Source organism: Allobosea sp. WAO (assembly GCF_001509835.1).
Lineage (GTDB): Bacteria > Pseudomonadota > Alphaproteobacteria > Rhizobiales > Beijerinckiaceae > Allobosea.
Window position 1 is genome coordinate 349,201 of record NZ_JXTJ01000010.1, and the last position, 19,841, is coordinate 369,041.

The 19,841-nt window shown below is 66.9% G+C and carries 18 protein-coding genes; 9 read left to right on the forward strand and 9 right to left on the reverse strand.

What is annotated here, in order from left to right:
* The 5 genes from DK26_RS20755 to DK26_RS20775 all read right to left on the reverse strand — a co-directional run bounded on the left by DK26_RS20755 (nucleotide 1) and on the right by DK26_RS20775 (nucleotide 6,133).
* Entirely contained in the window at nucleotides 1–939 is a 939-nt protein-coding gene (locus DK26_RS20755) for a Gfo/Idh/MocA family oxidoreductase (protein WP_066476384.1), read from the reverse strand.
* A gap of 66 nt (nucleotides 940–1,005) precedes the next feature.
* On the reverse strand, nucleotides 1,006–2,346 hold the full coding sequence (locus DK26_RS20760; protein ID WP_066476495.1) for a nucleotide sugar dehydrogenase: 1,341 nt from the start codon (nucleotides 2,344–2,346) through the stop codon (nucleotides 1,006–1,008).
* 274 nt (nucleotides 2,347–2,620) lie between these two features.
* Nucleotides 2,621–4,351: an L-arabinonate dehydratase gene (gene araD / locus DK26_RS20765; protein WP_066476386.1), complete on the reverse strand. Its 1,731-nt coding sequence runs from the start codon at nucleotides 4,349–4,351 to the stop codon at nucleotides 2,621–2,623.
* Between the two features lie 155 nt (nucleotides 4,352–4,506).
* Nucleotides 4,507–5,439 carry a dihydrodipicolinate synthase family protein gene (locus DK26_RS20770; protein WP_066476387.1) on the reverse strand — a complete coding sequence of 311 codons (933 nt, stop codon included), beginning with the start codon at nucleotides 5,437–5,439 and terminating at the stop codon, nucleotides 4,507–4,509.
* Nucleotides 5,429–6,133: a GntR family transcriptional regulator gene (locus tag DK26_RS20775; protein ID WP_210312367.1), complete on the reverse strand. Its 705-nt coding sequence runs from the start codon at nucleotides 6,131–6,133 to the stop codon at nucleotides 5,429–5,431. Before DK26_RS20775 ends, DK26_RS20770 begins: the two co-directional genes overlap by 11 nt.
* Before the next feature lie 212 nt (nucleotides 6,134–6,345).
* Between DK26_RS20775 and DK26_RS20780 the strand changes: the two genes are divergently transcribed.
* The 3 genes from DK26_RS20780 to DK26_RS20790 all read left to right on the forward strand — a co-directional run bounded on the left by DK26_RS20780 (nucleotide 6,346) and on the right by DK26_RS20790 (nucleotide 9,427).
* Nucleotides 6,346–7,320, forward strand: a complete 975-nt coding sequence (locus DK26_RS20780; RefSeq protein ID WP_066476390.1) for a tripartite tricarboxylate transporter substrate binding protein — start codon at nucleotides 6,346–6,348, stop codon at nucleotides 7,318–7,320.
* Nucleotides 7,321–7,498: 178 nt separating this feature from the next.
* The gene (locus DK26_RS20785) at nucleotides 7,499–8,215 is read left to right on the forward strand and encodes a ribonuclease activity regulator RraA (protein WP_066476391.1); all 717 of its coding nucleotides are present in this window, start codon (nucleotides 7,499–7,501) and stop codon (nucleotides 8,213–8,215) included.
* Nucleotides 8,216–8,392: 177 nt separating this feature from the next.
* On the forward strand, nucleotides 8,393–9,427 hold the full coding sequence (locus DK26_RS20790; protein ID WP_349236332.1) for an SMP-30/gluconolactonase/LRE family protein: 1,035 nt from the start codon (nucleotides 8,393–8,395) through the stop codon (nucleotides 9,425–9,427).
* A gap of 81 nt (nucleotides 9,428–9,508) precedes the next feature.
* On the opposite strand, the gene DK26_RS20795 is transcribed toward DK26_RS20790, so the two are convergent.
* Nucleotides 9,509–10,369: an alpha/beta hydrolase gene (locus DK26_RS20795; protein ID WP_066476399.1), complete on the reverse strand. Its 861-nt coding sequence runs from the start codon at nucleotides 10,367–10,369 to the stop codon at nucleotides 9,509–9,511.
* A gap of 167 nt (nucleotides 10,370–10,536) precedes the next feature.
* Here DK26_RS20795 and DK26_RS20800 point away from each other — a divergent pair, with 167 nt between their 5' ends.
* On the forward strand, nucleotides 10,537–10,992 hold the full coding sequence (locus DK26_RS20800) for a MarR family transcriptional regulator (RefSeq protein WP_066476402.1): 456 nt from the start codon (nucleotides 10,537–10,539) through the stop codon (nucleotides 10,990–10,992).
* Here DK26_RS20800 and DK26_RS20805 read toward each other — a convergent pair.
* Nucleotides 10,989–12,059, reverse strand: coding sequence for an LLM class flavin-dependent oxidoreductase (locus DK26_RS20805; protein ID WP_066476404.1), 1,071 nt, complete (start codon nucleotides 12,057–12,059; stop codon nucleotides 10,989–10,991). The genes DK26_RS20800 and DK26_RS20805 overlap by 4 nt on opposite strands.
* Nucleotides 12,060–12,204: 145 nt before the next feature.
* A complete protein-coding gene (locus DK26_RS20810) occupies nucleotides 12,205–12,552 on the reverse strand; it encodes a helix-turn-helix domain-containing protein (protein WP_066476407.1) in 348 nt (115 codons plus the stop codon).
* A 140-nt stretch (nucleotides 12,553–12,692) separates the two neighbouring features.
* Between DK26_RS20810 and DK26_RS20815 the strand changes: the two genes are divergently transcribed.
* From DK26_RS20815 to DK26_RS20825, 3 genes are all read left to right on the forward strand, one after another.
* Nucleotides 12,693–13,739, forward strand: coding sequence for an LLM class flavin-dependent oxidoreductase (locus tag DK26_RS20815; protein WP_066476410.1), 1,047 nt, complete (start codon nucleotides 12,693–12,695; stop codon nucleotides 13,737–13,739).
* A 10-nt stretch (nucleotides 13,740–13,749) separates the two neighbouring features.
* Nucleotides 13,750–14,400, forward strand: coding sequence for an NAD(P)-binding domain-containing protein (locus tag DK26_RS20820; protein ID WP_066476418.1), 651 nt, complete (start codon nucleotides 13,750–13,752; stop codon nucleotides 14,398–14,400).
* A 113-nt stretch (nucleotides 14,401–14,513) separates the two neighbouring features.
* Entirely contained in the window at nucleotides 14,514–16,058 is a 1,545-nt protein-coding gene (locus DK26_RS20825; protein WP_066476420.1) for a VOC family protein, read from the forward strand.
* A gap of 66 nt (nucleotides 16,059–16,124) precedes the next feature.
* Here DK26_RS20825 and DK26_RS29130 read toward each other — a convergent pair whose 3' ends face one another.
* The gene (locus DK26_RS29130) at nucleotides 16,125–16,319 is read right to left on the reverse strand and encodes a hypothetical protein (protein WP_157089759.1); all 195 of its coding nucleotides are present in this window, start codon (nucleotides 16,317–16,319) and stop codon (nucleotides 16,125–16,127) included.
* 354 nt (nucleotides 16,320–16,673) lie between these two features.
* Between DK26_RS29130 and DK26_RS20830 the strand changes: the two genes are divergently transcribed.
* Both DK26_RS20830 and DK26_RS20835 read left to right on the forward strand, forming a co-directional pair.
* On the forward strand, nucleotides 16,674–18,374 hold the full coding sequence (locus tag DK26_RS20830) for a dihydroxyacetone kinase family protein (protein ID WP_066476421.1): 1,701 nt from the start codon (nucleotides 16,674–16,676) through the stop codon (nucleotides 18,372–18,374).
* A 301-nt stretch (nucleotides 18,375–18,675) separates the two neighbouring features.
* A complete protein-coding gene (locus tag DK26_RS20835; protein WP_066476423.1) occupies nucleotides 18,676–19,821 on the forward strand; it encodes a 2-aminoethylphosphonate--pyruvate transaminase in 1,146 nt (381 codons plus the stop codon).
* Nucleotides 19,822–19,841 lie beyond the last annotated feature (20 nt).

A 19,841-nucleotide genomic window follows, 5' to 3' on the forward strand; every position in this document is an offset into this window, starting at 1 on the left:
TCAGGCCTTCAGATATTTGTCGACGAAGGGGTGGCGTTCGCCATTGGCCGTGACCGGCAGGTGGCGGAACTGCGAGACGACCTCGACGCAGAAGCGCACATCCTCGAGGCCGTAGCCATTGCCGGCGAGAACTTCCTGATAGCTGCGGGTGTGCAGGTCGGTGAAGCCTTCCGAGAACTCGACCTCCTCGCCGTCGAGGGTGATCGAACGATAGGTCGTCTTCTTGCCCTTGACGCTGTCGGGCAGGTCATTGGAATCGACCGAGAGGAACCAGCGCACATCCGCCTTCTCGTAGGAGAGCAGGCCGCCGGCGCGCTCCGGCTGGCGCAGGCTCGCAGTCTGCGACTTCAGCGGGCCGAAGACATAGGCGAGCATGTCAAAGAAGTGCACACCGATGTTGGTGGCGACGCCGCCCGACTTCGCTTCGTCGCCCTTCCAGGAGGCGTGATACCAGCGGCCGCGCGAGGTGATGTAGGTCAGGTCGACCGAATGGCGCTCGTTCGACTGGGCGATGCGCTCCTTCAGCGCCTGGATCGCCGGATGCAGGCGCAGCTGCAGGATCGTGTTGATCTTGTTGCCGGTCTGCTGCTCGATCTCGGCCAGCCCGTCGATGTTCCACGGGTTGAGGACGAGCGGCTTCTCGCAGATCACGTGCGAGCCGGCACGCAGCCCGAAGCGGATATGGGCGTCGTGCAGGTAGTTCGGCGAGCAGACGCTGACATAGTCGATGTGCTCGCCGCGGCGGCGCAGCTTGTCGACGTGGCGGTCGAAACGCTCGAACTCCGTGAAGAAGTGCGCCTGCGGGAAATGGCTGTCGATGACGCCGACGGAGTCGTTCGGATCGTAAGCGACCTTGAGGTCGCCGCCGACGGCCTTGATGGCCTGCATATGGCGGGGGGCGATGTAGCCGGCGGCGCCGATCAGCGCGAAGCTCGTCATGATTGTCCGTCTCGATCTCGTCTCGTCGCGCCGGCTGGGCAGCCAGGGCGATGCGGTGCGGTTCTATCAGGCCTTGAAGACGTTGTCCGCCTTGATGCCGGCGCGCGCGCAGGCATTGCGCGTATCGACGACCAGCTTCGAGCCGGCGACGATCGCCTTGTAGTCGACGTCGTCGTGGTCGGTCGCGATCAGCACGGCGTCGAAGCCGGCCAGCGAGGCCTTGTCCACCGGAGCGCTCTTGCGGCCTGTCAGCTCGGCATGCTCGCGCGTCGGCGGGATCACCGGGATGAAGGGGTCGTGGAACTCGACATGCGCGCCGCGCTTCTCGATCAGCTCGATCAGCTTGAGCGAGGGGCTCTCGCGCATGTCGTCGATGTTCTTCTTGTAGGCGATGCCGAGGATCAGAATCTTCGCGTCACTGAGATTCTTGTGGCCCTTGGAGTCGAGCAACTCGGCGAGCTTGTTGACCACGCGGTAAGGCATGCGCGTGTTGATCTCGCCCGCGAGCTCGATGAAGCGCGTCGCGACATCATATTCGCGCGCCTTCCAGGTCAGGTAGAACGGGTCGATCGGGATGCAATGACCGCCGAGGCCGGGGCCCGGATAGAAGGGCATGAAGCCGAAGGGCTTGGTCTTGGCGGCGTCGATCACCTCCCAGACGTCGACGCCCATGGCCTCGTAGACAACCTTGAGCTCGTTGACGAGGGCGATGTTGACGGCACGGAAGATGTTCTCGGTCAGCTTCACCGCCTCTGCGGTCGCGGTCGAGGAGACCGGAACGGCCTTGACGACGAGGGCGCCGTAGAGCGCCAGCGACATGGCGAGGGCGTCCGCCCCGTCGCCGCCGACGACCTTCGGGATCGTCGACGTCCCGAAATCGGGATTGCCCGGGTCCTCGCGTTCCGGCGAGAAGGCGAGGAAGAACTCCTCGGCGCTTTTCAGCCCGCTCGCCTTTTCCAGAATCGGGCGCATCACCTCGTCGGTGGTGCCTGGGTAGGTCGTCGATTCCAGGACGATGAGCTGGTCCTTGCGAAGGCGCTTGGCGATCGCGTCGGTCGTCTTGACGACATAGGACAGGTCGGGTTCGCGGTACTTGGTCAGCGGCGTCGGCACCGCGATCAGCAGCGCGTCCGGCTCGGCCATCCGGTCGAAATCCGTGGTCGCCACGAAGCGTCCGGACTTCACGCCCTCGACGATGAGGTCCATCGGGATGTGCTTGATGGCGCTCTTGCCGCCGTTGAGGTCGTCGACGCGCTTCTGGTCGATGTCGAAGCCGATGACCTTGATGCCCTGGCGCAGCGCGGCGAGCGCGAGCGGAATCCCGACATAACCAAGGCCGACGATGCCGATGACGATCGAGCGGTCGTTGACGCGTTCAATAAATCGCTGCGCGGCTGACGAAGTCACATTGCACCCCGGAATGTCGGTAAGATCGGGCAAAGACCCATTTTCTTGGCGCAGCTTCTTCCAGACTTACCAAACTACGTCAATATCTGCGCTGAGCGATCCTGTTCGAAAACAGCCGGGCAGTTATGCGCATTCTGCCGTGCCTGATGGAGCCAGCGCCTGACCTCTTTCGGTTGGCGGGAGAAGCGCTGGTTTTCTCGTAATCGACCATTGGATCGCGACTGTTCCGTTGGGGCAACGGGAGGGCGCCGGCCGGCCTCGCTTTGTGCCGAATCTAGTGGATCTCCGGCTCCGCCACCTTCGCCGTGCCGGTGAGGTAGTCGAAATCGCAGCCCTTGTCGGCCTGCTGGATATGGGCGGCCGACATTTTGCCCCAGCCGCGCGGGTAGTCGCGATCGGGCGGTGCCCAGCTCTTCAGGCGCTCGGCGATCTCGGCATCCGTCAGGTTGACCGAGATGCTGCGGGCCTCGACGTCGACGGTGATGATGTCGCCGCTCTTCACCGCCGCGAGCGGGCCCTTGATATAGGCTTCCGGAGCGATGTGGAGGACGCAGGCGCCGTAGCTGGTGCCGGACATGCGGGCGTCGGAGAGGCGCAGCATGTCGCGCAGGCCCTGCTTCAGCAGCTTCTTCGGGATCGGCAGCATGCCCCATTCCGGCATGCCGGGGCCGCCGACCGGGCCGCAATTCTTCAGCACCATGATGTGATCGGCGGTGACGTCGAGATTCTCGTCGTTCACGGCCCGCATCATCGCGTCGTAATCCTCGAAGACGAGGGCCGGGCCGGAGTGCTTCAGCAGGTGAGACTCGGCGGCGGAAGGCTTGATGACGCAGCCATCGGGGGCGAGGTTGCCCTTGAGCACCGCGAGCCCGTTGGCGGTCGAGACCGCCCTGTCGAGCGGGCGGATGACGTTGTCGTCATAGACCTTGGCGAGGGCGATCGTCTCCGAGATCGGCTTGCCGGTGACGGTCATCGCGTCGGTGTGGAGCTTGCTCTCGAGCTGCTTCAGCAGGGCAGGGAGCCCGCCGGCATAGAAGAAATCCTCCATCAGGAATTCGCCGGAAGGCCGCAGATTGGCGATCACCGGCACCTTGCGCGAGAATTCGTCGAAATCGTCGGGGGTGAGCGGCACGCCGGCGCGCCCGGCCATGGCGACGAGATGGATGATCGCATTGGTCGAGCCGGCCACCGCCATATGGACGGTGAGCGCGTTCTCGAAGCTCTTGCGGGTCAGGATGCGGTCCGGCGTCAGGTCTTCCCAGACCATCTCGACGATGCGCTTGCCGGAAGCCGCGGCCATGCGCGGATGGGCGGCGTCGGCGGCGGGGATGGCGGAGGCGCCGGGGAGCGTGAGGCCGAGCACTTCGGCATGGCTCATCATGGTCGCGGCTGTGCCCATCACCATGCAGGTGCCGTAGGAGCGGGCGATGCCGCTCTCCATGTCGCGCCAGTCGGCGTCGGAGATGTTGCCGGCCTCCTTCTCGGCCCAGTACTTCCAGACATCGGCGCCCGAGCCGAGGACCTTGCCGGCCCAGTTGCCGCGCAGCATCGGCCCGGCCGGCACGAAGATGAAGGGCAGGCCGGCGCTGCAAGCGCCCATGATCAGGGCCGGAGTGGACTTGTCGCAGCCGCCGAGCAGAACCGCCCCGTCGAGCGGATGGGAGCGGATCGATTCCTCTGCCTCCATCGCCAGGAAGTTGCGATAGAGCATGGTCGTCGGCTTCTGGTACTGCTCGGAAGCCGACATCACGGGGATCTCGACCGGGAAGCCGCCGGCCGCCCAGACCGCGCGCTTCACCGCCTCGGCACGGTCGCGCAGATGGGTGTGGCAGGGGTTGATCTCGGACCAGGTGTTGAGGATGCCGATCACCGGTTTGCCCATGAACTCGTCATGGTTGAGGCCCATCTGCAGGGCCCGCGAGCGATGCCCGAAGGAGCGCAGATCGCTCGCCCCGAACCAGCGCTTCGAGCGCAGCGTGTCGGGCGTCTTGCGGGGATGGGACATCAGCGTTTCCTCGAATTCTTGGTGTTCTAATTGGTGCTTGTGACGGACCTTGCCGTCATGCTCGCCCTTGTGGCGAGCATCCACGTCTTGAACACCGCATGGCATGGGCGAAGACGTGGATGATCGGGACAAGCCCGACCATGACGTTGCGATGGCTACTCCGCGGCCGCCCTGCGGCTTCCCCAGCTGGAGACGATCGCTCGCAATTCGGCGCGCTCGCTCTCGTTAAGTTCCGGCAGGCCGGGGAGGCGGACCGGGCCGACATTGGTGCCGAGCAGGCCGAGGGCCTCCTTGACCACGGTGACATTGGCACCGTTGCCGTATTTAGTCCTGAGCTTCTCGAAGCCGGCGATAGCGTCGACCTCGCGGCGCGCCGTGTCGTAGTCGCCGGCCTCCAGCGCCCGCCAGACGGCAAGCGAGCGCTCGGGCGCGACATTGATCAGGCCGGAGGTGAAGCCGCGGGCGCCGAGCGCGTAGAAGGGCGCGGCCCAGCCCTCGGCGAGGCCGCAGATCCAGTTGGCGCTGGAGCCTTCGGTCTCGCGGACGCAGTCGGCCAGCAGCATCATGTTGGACGAGGCGAACTTCACGCCGGCCACGTTCGGATGGTTCGCGACGCGGGCGAGGTCCTTCACGCCGATCGCGTCGGAGCGGACATAGGCGACGAGCGGGATGTCGAGGGCTTCGGCGATGGCGAGGAAATAGTCGGCCTGGGATTGCGGCGCGGCGAAGGGATCGAGCGGGTGGTGCACCATCACCGCATCGCAGCCGGCCTTGGCGGCGAGCTTGCCGGTCGAAACCGCCTCGCGCAGGGAACGGCCGATGCCGGCGGTGACCAGTGCCTTGCCGGCCGCAGCCTCCGCCGCGACGGCGTGGCTGCGCACCACCTCCTCGGTGGTCATCGGGTAGAACTCGCCGGTATTGCCGGCCGAGACGATGTTGTGGATGCCGGCTTCGGCGATCCCCCGAACGATCTTGCTGGTTAGCGCCCAGTCGGCCTCACCATCGCTCTTCCAGGCGGTGACGTGCACGCCGGAAATGCCGCGCAGGGCTAGGCGCACCTTCTCCTGACGTCCGCTCTCATTCGTCATAGGCCAATCCTTCCGCGTCGGCGCCGAAGACCTGGCGCACATGGCTCTTGGCGGAGCGCACGATGTGGCTCCGCATTCTCTGCTCGGCGAGCGCCGGATCATGGGCGGCGAGCGCTTCGAAAATGCCCTTGTGCTCGACATAGCCCTGGCGCCGTTCGGCCGGCTCGCCGAGCAGCGCGATGCGCTGGGCGTGGTCGTACATGCGCTGGCCGTCGAGCCGGCGCTCGAGATAGGCGCAGCCCGAGATGCGGTGGATCATGCCGTGATAGGCCTCGTTCAGGTTGACGAGGTCTTCGAGCGCACTGTGCTCCGTCGCGTGCGCCATCTCGTCGATCAGCCCCGCCATTTCGGCGATCTCCGCGTCGCCGATCCGGTTGGCCGCGATATGGGCCATGACGCTTTCGAGCGCGGCGCGGCCGAGCGCCATCTCCAGCGCCTGCCTTGCCGAGAACTCGACGAAGACGCCGCGGCGCGCCTCGGTGCGGACGAGGCCCTCGCTTTCGAGCTTGCGGATCGCGTCCTTCACGGGGGTGGTGGAGACGCCGAGCAGATCGGCGAGGTGCCGCTCGTTCAGGCGCTCGCCATTGCGGAAATTGCCCGCGACGATCGCCCGGCGCAGGCGCTCATGCACGTGCTCACGCAGCGAGCGCAGCAGGTGCGGCGAGACAGGTTCGATCGCGAGCAGGTCTGACATCGGGGCTCCAGCCATCCGTCGGCCGATCCCTTGTGCGGGCCGCGCCGGACAGCGCCATTCCGCATCAGTCACCACAAAGCGCAAGCCGTATCAAGTCTGAAATTTCAGATTTCAAATCTCAAATCCCGTGCTATGGGAAAGGGCAAGACGCCCGAACGAGGCGCGGCCTGAAGCACGCGACAGGGCGAGAAACACAGAAGGGGAGGAAACAGATGACGAAGTTCACACGCCGGGCCTTGCTGGCCGGCGCGGCCAGCCTGATCGCGGCGCCGGCCCTGGCTCAGTCCGGCTATCCCGGAAGCAAGGTCGTCACCATCGTGGTGCCCTTCGCCGCGGGCGGCACGACCGATTTGCTCGGGCGCATCCTGGCCGACCGGCTCAGCGCCCGTCTCGGCGGCAAGTTCATCGTCGAGAACCGCGCGGGAGCCGGCGGCAACACTGGAGCCGCGGCTGTCGCCCGGGCCGAGCCCGACGGCTACACGCTGACCATGGGCACGGTGTCGAGCCATGCGATCAACCCCGGCGTCTATGCCAAGATGCCCTATGACCACATCAAGGATTTCGCGCCGATCTCGCAGGTGGCGAGTGTGCCGAACATCCTGATGGTCAATCTCGACCTGCCGGCCAAGACCGTGCCGGAGCTGATCGAACTCCTGAAGAAGAACCCCGGCAAATACTCGTTCGGCTCGTCCGGCGCCGGCACCTCGACCCATATGGCGGCCGAGCTGTTCAAGGTCGAGACCGGCACCGACATGGTGCATGTGCCCTACCGCTCCAGCGGGCAGGTGACGCAGGACCTGCTCTCCGGCCAGATCCAGCTGACCTTCGACAACATCACCATCGCCTGGCCGCATGTCGAAGCCGGCAAGATCCGGGCGCTCGCGACGGCGACGCCGAAGCGGCTCGCGGTCGCGCCCGACCTGCCGGCGCTCTCCGAATTCATCCCGGGCTATGACGCCAGCTCCTGGCACGGCTTCTTCGCGCCTTCGAAGGTGCCGCCGGAGATCGTCGCCAAGCTCTCGGCGGAAACGCAGGCGATCATGCGCGAGCCCGCCGTGATTGAGCAGCTCAAGAAGCTCGGCGTCGATGCCGTCGGCTCGACCCAGGCCGAATTCACCGCCCATATCGCCAACGAGACCAAGCGCTGGGCCGAGGTCGCCCAGAAGGCGAATGTGAAGATCGAGTGAGGGCCGTATTCGACCGCCGCTTCGCGTGCCCTCATCTTGAGAGCCGCAAAGCGGCGTCTCGAAGGTGGTCCAGCCCTCTACTGAGCGCGCTGGAGCATCCTTCGAGGCGCGATCTGCGATCGCTTCTCAGGATGAGGGCTGAGCTTCTCTTTCCCCGCAGCCAGGATCTTCCCGAACCATGACATCGACTGCCCTGACGCCCGAGAACCGCGAGAAGCTCAAGCGCGTCTCGACCGCGACCCTGACCACCGCCCTGTTCAAGCGCGGCTTCCGCAACGTCTTCCTCCAGGATGTGCGCCCGCTCGATCCCCGGGCGCGCATGGTCGGGGAAGCCTACACGCTGCGCTACATTCCGGCGCGCGAGGATCTCGACCATCTCGGCGTCTTCGCCGGCACCGAGCATCCGCAGCGCGTCGCGGTCGAGTCCTGCCCGCCCGGCCATGTCATGGTGATCGACAGCCGCAAGGACCCGCGTGCCGCCTCTGCCGGCTGCATCCTGGTGACGCGGCTGATGCAGCGCGGCGTCGCCGGCATCGTCACAGATGGCGGCTTCCGCGACAGCCCCGACATCGCCGCGCTCGGCATCCCAGCCTATCACAACCGACCGAGCGCGCCGACCAACCTGATCCAGCACCATGCGCTCGACCTCAATGCGCCGATCGGCTGCGGCGATGTCCCAGTCTATCCGGGCGACATCATGGTCGGCGACGGCGAGGGTGTCTGCGTCATCCCCGCCCATCTCGCCAATGAGGTCGCGGCCGAGGCCTATGAGCAGACGGCCTATGAGGATTTCGTCGAGGAGAAGGTGCGCGAGGGGCGCGGCATTTTCGGGCTCTATCCGGCCAATGACGAGACCAAGGCCGAGTTCGCGCGGTGGCGGCCCGGCTGGAAGTAGCCGCCGGTCGCGGCATCAGCGCCAGAGCAGGAAAGCAAGCGAGGGCCGATCATGAAAGGGGGTGCCGTCCAGCGGCGCCCGTGAACGCAGCAACACAAGCAAACATGGGAGAACGCAATGGAAGATGCCTCTCGCCGTCAGTTGCTGAAGGGAGGGCTCGCAATGGCGGCGAGCCCGATGCTCGCCATTCCGGCGCTCGCCCAATCCTTCCCGTTCACGCCGAACCAGCGCTATCCCGATCCGGCGGTCGAAATCCTCGATCCGAGCTTCGCGAAGTACCGGATCTATTCGAGCACGATCGAGCAGCTCGGCAGCGGCTTGCGCTGGGCCGAGGGGCCGGTCTATTTCCCGGAAGGGCGCTACGTTCTCGTCAGCGACATCCCGAACAACCGGATCATGAAATATGACGAGGTGAAGAACAGCTTCACCGTGTTCCGTGACAACGCCAACTACGCCAATGGCAATGCGCGCGACCGACAGGGGCGGCTCGTCACCTGCGAGCATTCGGTGACGCGGCGCCTCACCCGCACCGAGAAGAACGGCAAGGTCACGGTGCTCGCCGACAAGTTCGAGGGCAAGCGGCTGAACGCGCCCAACGACGTCGTCGTCAAATCGGACGACACGATCTGGTTCACCGACCCGCTCTTCGGCATCAACGGCGAATGGGAGGGCGCGCGCGCCAAGCCCGAGCAGGCGACGACCAATGTCTACCGGCTCACTTCGGACGGAAAGCTCGCCGCCGTCATCACCGATCTCGTCAATCCGAATGGGCTCGCCTTCTCTCCGGACGAGAAGAAGCTCTATGTCGTGGAATGGCGCGGCACGCCGAACCGCAGCATCTGGAGCTATGATGTCGCGGCCGACGGCAAGCTTTCGAACAAGGTCAAGCTGATCGACGCCGCCGATTTCGGCGCGCTCGACGGCTTCAAGGTCGATCGCGACGGCAATCTCTGGTGCGGCTATGGCAGCAATGGCGCGCTGAATGTCGAGCCGAGCGATGCCGGCGGGCGCAAGGTCTACACGCTCAGGGGCAAATCGGAGGATCTCGACGGGGTGATGGTGTTCAGCCCGGCCGGCAAGCCGCTCGCCTTCATCCGCCTGCCGGAGCGCTGCGCCAATCTCTGCTTCGGCGGGCCCAAGGGCAACCGGCTCTACATGGCGAGCTGCCACTCGCTCTACGCCTTCTATGTCGAGGCGCATGGCGCCGTCTGAGGAGCGCTCGACAAGGGCTCCGACCGGACGATGAAGGGCCGGCGACCACGGAGGTCGCCGGCCCTTCCTGCCTTCTTGGGGTCAGCTCTTCAGGAAGGCGAGCATGTCCTGGTTGAGCCGGTCCTTGTGCGTGTCGGAGAGGCCGTGCGGGGCGCCCTCATAGACCTTCAGCAGCGCATGCGGGACGAGCTTCTTCGAAGCGCGGCCGGCGGCGTCGATCGGCACGATCTGGTCGTCGTCGCCATGGACGATCAGCGTCGGCTTGTCGAACTTCTTGAGGTCCTCGGTGAAGTCGGTCGCCGAGAAGGCCGCGATGGAATCATAGGTGTTCTTGAAGCCGCCCTGCATGCCCTGCGCATACCAGGCGTCGATGATGCCCTGGCTCGGCTTCGCGCCCGGCCGGTTGTAGCCATAGAACGGGCCCGAGGCGATGTCCTTGTAGAGCTGGCCGCGATCGGCGATCTGGCCGGCGCGGATGCCGTCGAAGACGTCGATCGGCAAGCCGCCGGGATTGGCAGGGGTCTTCAGCATCAGCGGCGGCACGGCCGAGACCAGGCCGAGCCGGGCGACGCGCTTGGTGCCATGGCGGCCGACATAGCGCGCCACCTCGCCGCCGCCTGTCGAGAAGCCGAAGGCCGAGACATCGCGCAGGTCGAGCGCCTCGATCACCTCGGCGAGGTCGTCGGCATAATGGTCCATGTCGTTGCCGTCCCAGGGCTGGCTGGAGCGGCCATGGCCGCGCCGATCATGGGCGACGACGCGGAAACCGTTATTGGCGAGGAAGAAAGCCTGGTTCTCCCAGCTGTCGGAGGAGAGCGGCCAGCCATGGCTCAGCGTGACGACCGGGCCGTCCTTCGGGCCCCAGTCCTTGAAATAGAGGCTCACACCTTCGCGGGTGGTGACATAGCTGCCGGCGACGGTGGGCTTGGCATTGACGGTCATGATCGAACTCCTTGGCTCGAGGGCCCGGCTTACGGGCGGATCGCATCGCAGATTTAAAATCGTTCACGATTAGATCGTGAGCGATTTATATGTCGACCTCTGTTAACCTGTCAATCCCTTGCGATCAGATCGTGCGCGATTTATCTGAAGCGCGAAGGAGACGCCTCATGACGACCGAACCAGCGGCTGCGAGTCCAGCCCTCAGGCTCGATGATTTTCTCTGCTTTGCGGTCTACACAGCCGGCCACGCCTTCAACCGGCTCTACAAGCCGCTGCTCGAGGCGCTCGGCCTGACCTATCCGCAATATCTCGCCATGGTCGCGCTCTGGGAAAAGGACGACCAGACCGTCAGCGAGCTCGGCGAAAAGCTCTTTCTGGAATCGAACACGCTGACGCCACTGCTGAAGCGGCTCGAAGGCATGGGCCTCGTTGCACGGGTCAGGGACAAGGCCGACGAGCGCCAGGTGCGACTGCAGCTGACCGAGGCGGGCAGGGCGTTGCGCGAGAAGGCGCAAGCGGTGCCGCCCTGCGTGCTCGATGCGACGAGCCTGACGGCGGCAGATGCCGGCGCGTTGACCGAGGCGGTGACGAAGCTGCGCGATACCTTGCTGCGCCGGGACTAGATCGCGGCCTCGCCGACCAGTTCGCGCACCAGCGGCATGACCTTGCGGCCATAGAGCTCGATGCAACGCATCATCCCGTCATGCGCCAACGGACCCGCGCTGATCTTGAGCTGGAAGCGCGAGAGGCCGAGGCCCTTGACGGTCGCCGCGATCTTGCGCGCGACCGTCTCCGGCGAGCCGAGATAGAGCGAGCCGCCGGCGACCTCGCGCTCGAACTCCTCGCGCGTCATCGGCGCCCAGCCGCGCTCGCCGCCGATCCGGTCGCGCATCTGCTTGTAGGCGGGAAAGAACTCTTCGGCGGCCTCAGCATCGCTCTCCGCGACATAGCCCGGCGAGTGAACGCCGACGGGCCGCACGGGGCGACCGAGGCGCTCGAAGGCATCGTGGTAGAGATCGACGAAAGGCCGAAAGCGCAACGGCGGCCCGCCGATGATGGCGAGCATCATCGGCAAATCGTAGCGGGCGGCGCGGACGACCGATTCCGGGCTGCCCCCGACGCCGATCCAGGTCGTGAGCCCGCCCTTCTCGATCGGCGGGAAGACCTGCTGGTCCTGGAGCGGCGGGCGTAGGCGCCCCTGCCAGGTGACGCTCTTCTTGCTGATCAGTTCGGCGAAGAGGTCGAGCTTCTCCTCGAACAGCGCTTCGTACTGACGCAGGTCGAAGCCGAAGAGCGGGAAGGACTCGGTGAACGAGCCTCGGCCGAGAATGACCTCGGCGCGGCCATTCGACAGCGCATCGACGGTCGAGAAGCGCTGGAAGACCCGGATCGGATCATCCGAGCTCAGCACGGTGACGGAGGAGCCGAGGCGGATGCGGGTGGTGCGCGTCGCGATGCCGGCGAGCACGGTCTCGGGCGACGACACCGCGAAATCGGCGCGGTGATGCTCGCCGATGCCGAAGAAATCGATACCGAGTTCGTCGGCCAGCACAGCCTGTTCGACGAGGTCGCGGATTACCTGTGCGTGCGGGAGCAGGGTGCCGTCCGGTGCGGCGGTGACGTCGCCGAAGGTGTCGAGACCAAGTTCGAGGCCGCCGCCGCGGCGCACATCGTCAGGGGTTTCGGGCATGGCGGCTACCGTTCCTCGGGAAAGCGGAGGGAGAATTCAGGCGCCACTGCCTAGCATGGTGCGGGAAAGGCGCTGCATGCATTTGCGAAAGCCGTGGCTTTCCCGGATTGGTCGTCCGGGTTGCGCCTTGCTGCTTCCGACTGCGCTAACCGGCCGAGCTGTCCTTGCCGTCGAAGGCCTCCTGCGCCGCGGCGATGCGGGCCTCGTGCTCGATCGCCCAGAGGCCGAGCTGCTCGACGGGCGCGCGCAGCGAATGGCCGAGTTCGGTCAATTCGTAATCGACCCGCGGCGGCTTGCTCGGGATGACCGTCCGCCTGACCAGCCCGTCCCGCTCCATGCCCTTCAGCGTCAGGGTCAGCATGCGCTGCGAGATCGTGCCGATGGCGCGCTTGATCTCGTTGAAGCGGCGCGGGCCGTTGCGCAAGGCCATCACGATCAGCACGCTCCATTTGTCGCCGACCCGCGCCAGGATCTGGCGGACGGGCCAGCACATCTCCAGCAATCCGCCGGTCTCAGGTAACACCGGTGTGCCTCCTTGCGGCGTTCCTGGCGGTCACAATATTAGGCCAGGTTACGAAAATATACCGATCGAAGGGCACGCCGGCAAGCGGCGCCCTTCGGCAAGGAGGGATCATGGAGCTTGGAATCTACAGCTTCGGCGATGTGCAGCGCGATGCGGCGACGGGCGAGCTCGGCTCGACCGCGCAGGCGACGCGCAATCTGCTCGAAGCGATCAAACTCGCCGACGAGGTCGGGCTCGACTTCTTCGGCATCGGCGAACACCACACCCGCGAGATGCCGGCCTCGGCCGCAACCGTGGTGCTCGGCGCCGCGGCCAGCGTGACGAAGCAGATCAAGCTCGGCAGCGCGGTGACCGTGCTCAGCACGGACGATCCCGTGCGCGTCTACCAGCAGTTCGCGACGCTCGACGCGCTCTCGAACGGCCGGGCCGAGATCACGGCCGGGCGCGGCTCGTCGACGGAATCCTTTCCGCTCTTCGGCCATAGCCTGAACGACTACGACGAGCTCTTCGCCGAGAAACTCGATCTCCTGCTCGATATCAACGAGAGCGAGACGGTGACCTGGAAGGGCAAGCACCGGCCGGCGCTGAACGAGGCGCTGGTGGTGCCGCGCCCGGACAGCGGCAAGCTGCCGATCTGGCTGGCGACCGGCGGCAACCCGCAATCCTCGGTGCGTGCCGGGCTGCTGGGGCTGCCGATCTCCTATGCGATCATCGGCGGCCAGGCGGCGCGCTTCGCGCCGCTGGCGGAGCTCTATCGCCGCGCTGGCGCGCAGGCTCAGATCACGGCCTCCGAGCTCAAGATCTCGGTCGCGAGCCCGGGCTTCGTCGCCGAGGACGCGAGCAAGGCGAAGGAGCAGTTCTGGACGCACTGGCATGCGGTGATGGAAACGATCGGCAAGATCCGCGGCTTCGCGCCGCCGCCGCGCCACCATTACGACATGGAGGCGAGCGGTGCCGGCGCGCTGTTCGCGGGAGATCCCGAGGAAATCGCCCGGCGCATCGTCACCCTGCACGGGCAGATCGGCCATATGCGCCAGTTCTTCCAAATGGATGTGGGGCATCTCCCGCAGAAGGATTTTCTGCGTTCGATCGAGTTGCTCGGCACGCGGGTCAAGCCGCTGGTCGATGCCGAGCTTGCTGCGAAGCAGGCTGCCTAAGGAGGGGCCGATGCGAGAGGTTGCGACGACCATCGGGATACTGGGTGCCGGGCGCGTCGGCACGGCGCTCGCCCGTCGCGCAGTCGCGGCGGGCTATGATGTCCAGGTCGCGACGGCGAAGCCCGCGGCGGAGATTGCCCTGCTGCTGGAGATCATGGTGCCCGGCGCCAGGGCTGACGAGGCGGAGGCGGTGATCGCCGCCTCCGATATCGTCATTCTGGCGCTGCCCCTGTCGAAGTATCGCGCGCTGCGGCCGGAGCTGTTCACCGGCAAGGTCGTGGTCGATGCGATGAACTACTGGGCGCCGACGGATGGGGTGATTCCCGTATTCGAGGGCGCTCGCTCCAGCAGCGAGGTGGTCCAGGACCATCTTACCGGAGCCCAGCTGGTGCGGAGCTTCAACCATATGGGCTATCACGAGATCGACGAGGCGGCGCGGCCTGCGGGAGATCCGCATAGGCGGGCGCTGGCGCTGGCCGGCGACGATGCGCAGGCTCGCGATCTCGTCGCGGGCTTCATCGATCGCATCGGCTTCGACCCGGTCGATGCCGGCCCGCTCGCCGCGAGCCGGGGTTTTGCCACAGGTGGTCCGATCTTCGGCGCGAGCCTCGGGCGCAGCGAAATGCAGAAACGTCTGCAGGAAGCTGAGTTCGCGGCTTGAAATCCAGTCGGCGCAGCAGCCCGGTTGCATGCGTCGGCGGGAACCATGAGAGAGTGAAACGCCCCGGCGGCGAAACCGCGCCCCGGGGTAAGCGGCAAAGGCAAGAGACTGTCATGACCAGCGGGATCCACCATCTCACCCTGATCACGCGCGACGTGCAGGCCAATGTCGATTTCTACGCCGGCTTTCTCGGCCTGCGGCTGGTGAAGCAGACCGGCGGCTATGAGGATGCCGAGCAGCTCCATCTGTTCTACGGCGACCGGCTGGGCACGCCGGGCTCGCTGATCACCTTCCTGGTCTGGCAGGACGGCTCGCCTGGGCGCGTCGGTCATGGCCAGGTCAGCGAGATCGCGCTCGCCGTCCCCCCGGCCAGCATCGGCTTCTGGCTGACGCGAGCGTTGACGCGGCAGGTGCCGATCGAGGGGCCACGTCAGGAGTTCGGCGAGCCGGTCCTGCGCGTGCGCGATCCCGATGGCGTGGTGGTGAAGCTGGTCGGCACGGAGATGCCGGCCGCCGCGCCCTGGGCATCGCCCGGGATCGAGCCCGGCGATGCGGTGCTGCGCCTGCGTGGCGCGACGATCCTTTCCGAGACGCCGGAGGAGACCGCGCATTTCATCGGGCGCTTCGGCTATGAAGCCGTGGCGAAGGCCGACGGTGTCCAGCGTCTGGTGTCCGAGAGCGGCGATGTCGTCGATGTCCGCGAGGCCGCCGGCTTCTGGCCGGGCGCTCCGGGCACCGGTATGGCCGATCATGTCGCGTTCCGGGCGCAGGATGTGGAAGCCGTCATCGCGGCGGAAGCCTCGCTGGCGCGCCTCAACTCCTCGATCACCAACCGCCACGACCGAAAGTACTTCACCTCGCTCTATGTGCGCGAGCCCGGCGGCACGCTGATCGAGCTCGCGACTGACGGGCCGGGCTTCACCATCGACGAGAGCGAGCAGGAACTCGGCGCGACCTTGATGGTCCCGCCCTCCGATACCGCGCGCGCCGAGGCGATCCGGGTGATGCTGCCGCAATTCGCGCTGCCGGGCGAGCCGCGCCCGACCTATCGCGACCTGCCTTTCGTCCATCGTTTCCATGTGCCGGCCGAGGATGACGGCAGCACGCTCGTGCTCCTGCACGGCACCGGCGGCAACGAGGCCGACCTGATGCCGCTCGCCCACCGCGTCGCGCCGCAGGCGACCCTGCTCGGCCTGCGCGGGCGCAGCACCGAGGAGGGGACGGCGCGCTGGTTCCGCCGGTTCGGCGAAGGCAAGTTCGACCAGGGCGACATCCGAGCCGAGGCCGCGGCCTTCGCCGCCTTCGTCGAGGAGGCTTCGCGGGCCTACGGGCTCGATCCCGCTCGCACGACCTGGCTCGGCTATTCGAACGGCGCGAATTTCCTCGCCGCGGCGATGCGGCTTCATCCCGACCTGATCCGACGCACCGTGTTGCTGCGTCCGGTCGACGTGCTCGAGGAGCAGCCCGCGGCAGATCTCTGGGACAGCGCGACGCTGATCGTGGCCGGCGAGGCCGATCCCTATGCTCCGGGTGCCGAGGCGCTGAGGGAAGCGCTCCGCAAGGCCGGCGGGCATGTCGATCTGGCCCGGATCGATGCCGGCCACGCGCTTTCGGAAGCCGATGCCGGGACGATCAAGGCCTGGCTCGCGCAGCGCTGACGGGGCCATGCGGCCGAGGCTCCGGCCGCGACAGCTCTACCGGGAGCGGCTGGCGCGATCGATGTATCAGCTTGTCTTGCCGCTGAGCGCGTCGCGCTGCTGGAGCAGCGTATTGAGCCGCTGCTGAAGATCGTCCAGCCTTGCGGCGAGGCTTTCTTCGGTCGCGGAGCCCGACGCGGCGGTTGCCTGCTCCATCAGGTCGGAAATCGTCCGCCGGAGAAGCGCGATCCGTTCGTCCAAGGTTGTTGCGGAGTCAGACACAGGCCATCACTCCTTCCGTTTCGCGAGCGCGCGCAAAGACCACGGCGCCGCAGCAGCCCAGGCAGCAGATCACCGGGCTTCGCTTTTGTACAGATCATGTGACGGCGCGGCCCGCCGCCGGCGCTGAAGTCCGGGGCGTCGCCGATCGCGCGGCGGGGGCTGGCCGACCGCGCAAGCGAGGCGCACCTTCCCGCCCTGCCGATCCGGCCCCTTGTGCACCTCGGCGCAGGACGCCAACGTGGCGGGCCGCGTCGATCGCCTCGGACCGACGGTGACTTGCACATGCGACGGCTCGTCGCCTGCCGCGGTCCGCAATCTGTGGCGAGTCTGGACGACCGGATATCGGGAGACATCATGAAGAAGCTGATCAACGACCCGCGAAACGTCGTCCGCGAGATGCTGGAAGGGCTGGCCGACCTCCAGCCCGGCCTCGCGCTTCTGCGGGACGAGAACGTCATCGTGAGGTCGGACCTTCCCGGCGTCGCCGAGCGGAAGGTCGCGGTGATCTCCGGAGGCGGCAGCGGCCATGAACCCGCCCATGCGGGCTATGTCGGACCGGGGCTTCTGGCGGCAGCGGTGGCCGGAGACGTCTTCACCTCGCCGAGCGTCGATGCAGTCCTCGCCGCGATCCGCGCCTCCGCCGGGCCGGCCGGCGCTGTCCTGATCGTCAAGAACTATACGGGCGATCGCCTGAATTTCGGCCTCGCCGCCGAGCTTGCGACCGGCGAGGGCATTCCGACCGAGGTCGTCGTCGTCGCCGATGACGTCGCCTTGCGCGACCTCGTCGAGCCCTCGCGTCGACGCGGCATTGCCGGAACGGTGCTGGTGCACAAGATCGCCGGTGCGGCAGCCGAGGCCGGGCGCCCCGCAACGGAGGTCGCGGCGCTCGCCCGCGCTGCTGCGGCCGAGCTCGGCACGATGGGCGTGGCGCTGGGTTCGTGCATCGTGCCGGCCGCGGGCAAGGCCGGTTTCACGCTCGGCGAGGATGAAATCGAGCTCGGGCTCGGCATCCATGGCGAGAAGGGCGTGGCGCGCGGCGCGATGCGACCGGCCGACGCGATCGTCGATGTGATCGTATCCGCCATTGTGGATGATCGCGGGCTCAAGCGAGGCGATCGTGTCGCGCTCCTGGTGAACGGACTGGGCGCGACTCCGCCCATGGAACTCGCCATCGTCGCCCGCCGGGCGCTGGAGCGGCTGCGGGCATCAGGTGTCGAAGTCTTGCGCGCCTGGCATGGCAACTTCCTGACCGCGCTCGAAATGCCCGGCTGCTCGATCTCCACGCTGCGTCTCGACGATGCGCGCTTGAACGCGCTCGACGCCCCGGCAAGTGCGCCGGCCTGGGCCGGCGGCGGCCGCATCGGCGCGGCAAGGCTGATCGTCGAGGCCTCCGGCGCGGCGACGGAGAGCGCCACGGGCGCGGTGGTGGCCGGACCGCTGTCGGCGCGGCTGCGGGAGGCGGCCTTCTCGGTCGCGCAGGCCCTGGACGAGGCCGAGCCCCTGCTCACCGATCTCGACAGCAAGGCTGGCGACGGCGATCTCGGCGCCAGCATGGCGCGCGGTGCCGCAGCGATCCGGTCGCTGCCGGACGCTGCCTGGGCGACGCCCGAGAGCGCTTTCTCGGCGCTCGGCCAGGCTCTGCGGCGGCAGATCGCGGGCAGCTCGGGGCCCTTCTATGCCGCAGCCCTGCTGCGCGCGGCCCGGCAGCTCGCAGGCCAGTCGGAGCCTGACGCGAGTGCGTGGGGCCGTGCGCTGGAAGCGGCGACCGCGGCAGTCGCGGAACTCGGCGGCGCCAGGCCGGGGGACCGGACGATGGTCGACGCCCTGGCGCCGGCTCTGGCCGCCTGGCTTGCGGCCGGATCGGAAGGGCATTCGGGGCAGGGCGCCTGGCTTGCCGCCGTCCGCGCGGCCGAAGACGGTGCCGAGGCCACGGCGGCGATGGTCCCAAAGCTCGGCCGCGCGAGTTATCTCGGTGAACGCGCCGTCGGAGCGCCCGACGGCGGCGCCATGGCGATCGCGATCTGGATGCGGGCGCTCGTCCCCCCTGTGAGATAGCCGACCGAAGACGAGGTCCCCAGGTCGCGACGTCCGCCTGAAAAGGCGGTTTCGTCGATGGCGATCCGGCTCCGAGCCGGAAGGTGAGCACCCGTGCCCATGCGACGGGCGGTTTCGACCGTCGCAGCGCGATGATCTGCGGTTCGGCACGAAGGGCTAAGGCATTTTGCCGTCCAGACCGGCATCGCGCTTTCCAACTATAGACACGGTCAATAGCTTCGATGGATACAACGTATTGGATCGATAGGTTTCAGCCTCCTAGCGTTGGTCATCCGCTGACACGCAAGAGCGAGACCGCGCCATGGCCGTCACCCGCCGCCCCGCCGCTTCCGAGACCGGCGATCCGCTTCTCCTGACACCCGGACCGCTGACGACGAGCAAGGCCGTCAAGGAAACGATGGTGCACGATTGGGGTTCGCGCGACGCGACCTTCGTCGGCATCAACAAGGCGGTTCTCGAGGAACTGCCGAAGATCATTCATGGCGGCGAGGATTTCGTCACCGTGCCGATGCAAGGCTCCGGCACCTTCGCCGTCGAGGCGATGCTGACCACCTTCGTGCCGCGCGACGGCAAGATCCTGGTCCTGATCAACGGCGCCTATGGCCAGCGTGCCAAGCGCATCCTCGAGATCGCCGGGCGTGCCGTCGTCGTCCACGAGACGGCCGAGGATACCCCGCCGGATCTCGCCGAGGTCGACCGCATGCTGGTGGCGGATGCCGGCATCAGCCATGTCTTCACGGTCCATTGCGAGACCACCAGCGGCATCCGCAACCCGGTCGAGGCGGTTGCGGCGCTGGTCAAGCGCCATGGCCGCCGGCTGCTGGTCGACTCGATGAGTGCCTTCGGCGCCTTGCCGCTCGACAGCCGCGAGGTCCAGTTCGACGCGGTCGCGGCCTCCTCGAACAAGTGCATCCAGGGCGTCCCTGGCCTCGGTTTCGTCATCGCCCGCAAGACGGCCCTGGCGGAGACGAAGGGCAATGCCACCACGCTCGTGCTCGATCTTCACGATCAGAATGCGGGCTTCGAGCGTACGGGCCAGTATCGCTTCACGCCGCCGATCCAGGTCATCGTCGCATTCCATGCGGCGCTGCAGGAGTTCTGGGTCGAGGGCGGTGTCTCCGGACGCGGCGACCGCTACGCCGAGAATGCGCGCATTCTCATCGAGGGCATGGCCGAACTCGGGTTCCGCACCTTGCTGCCCGCCGCAAGGCAGGCGCCGATCATCGTCACCTTCCACATGCCGCAGGACAAGAACTTCGTGTTCCAGCGCTTCTACGACGCGCTGAAGGACGCCGGCTACGTCATCTATCCCGGCAAGCTCACCGTCGCGGACAGCTTCCGCATCGGCTGCATCGGGGCGCTGGGGGCGCAGGACATGCGCAACTTCGTCGCCACGGTGGCGCTCGTCCTCGAAGAGATGGGCGTTGGCCTGAAGTCGGCCGCTTGAGGAGATTTCCGATGAACATG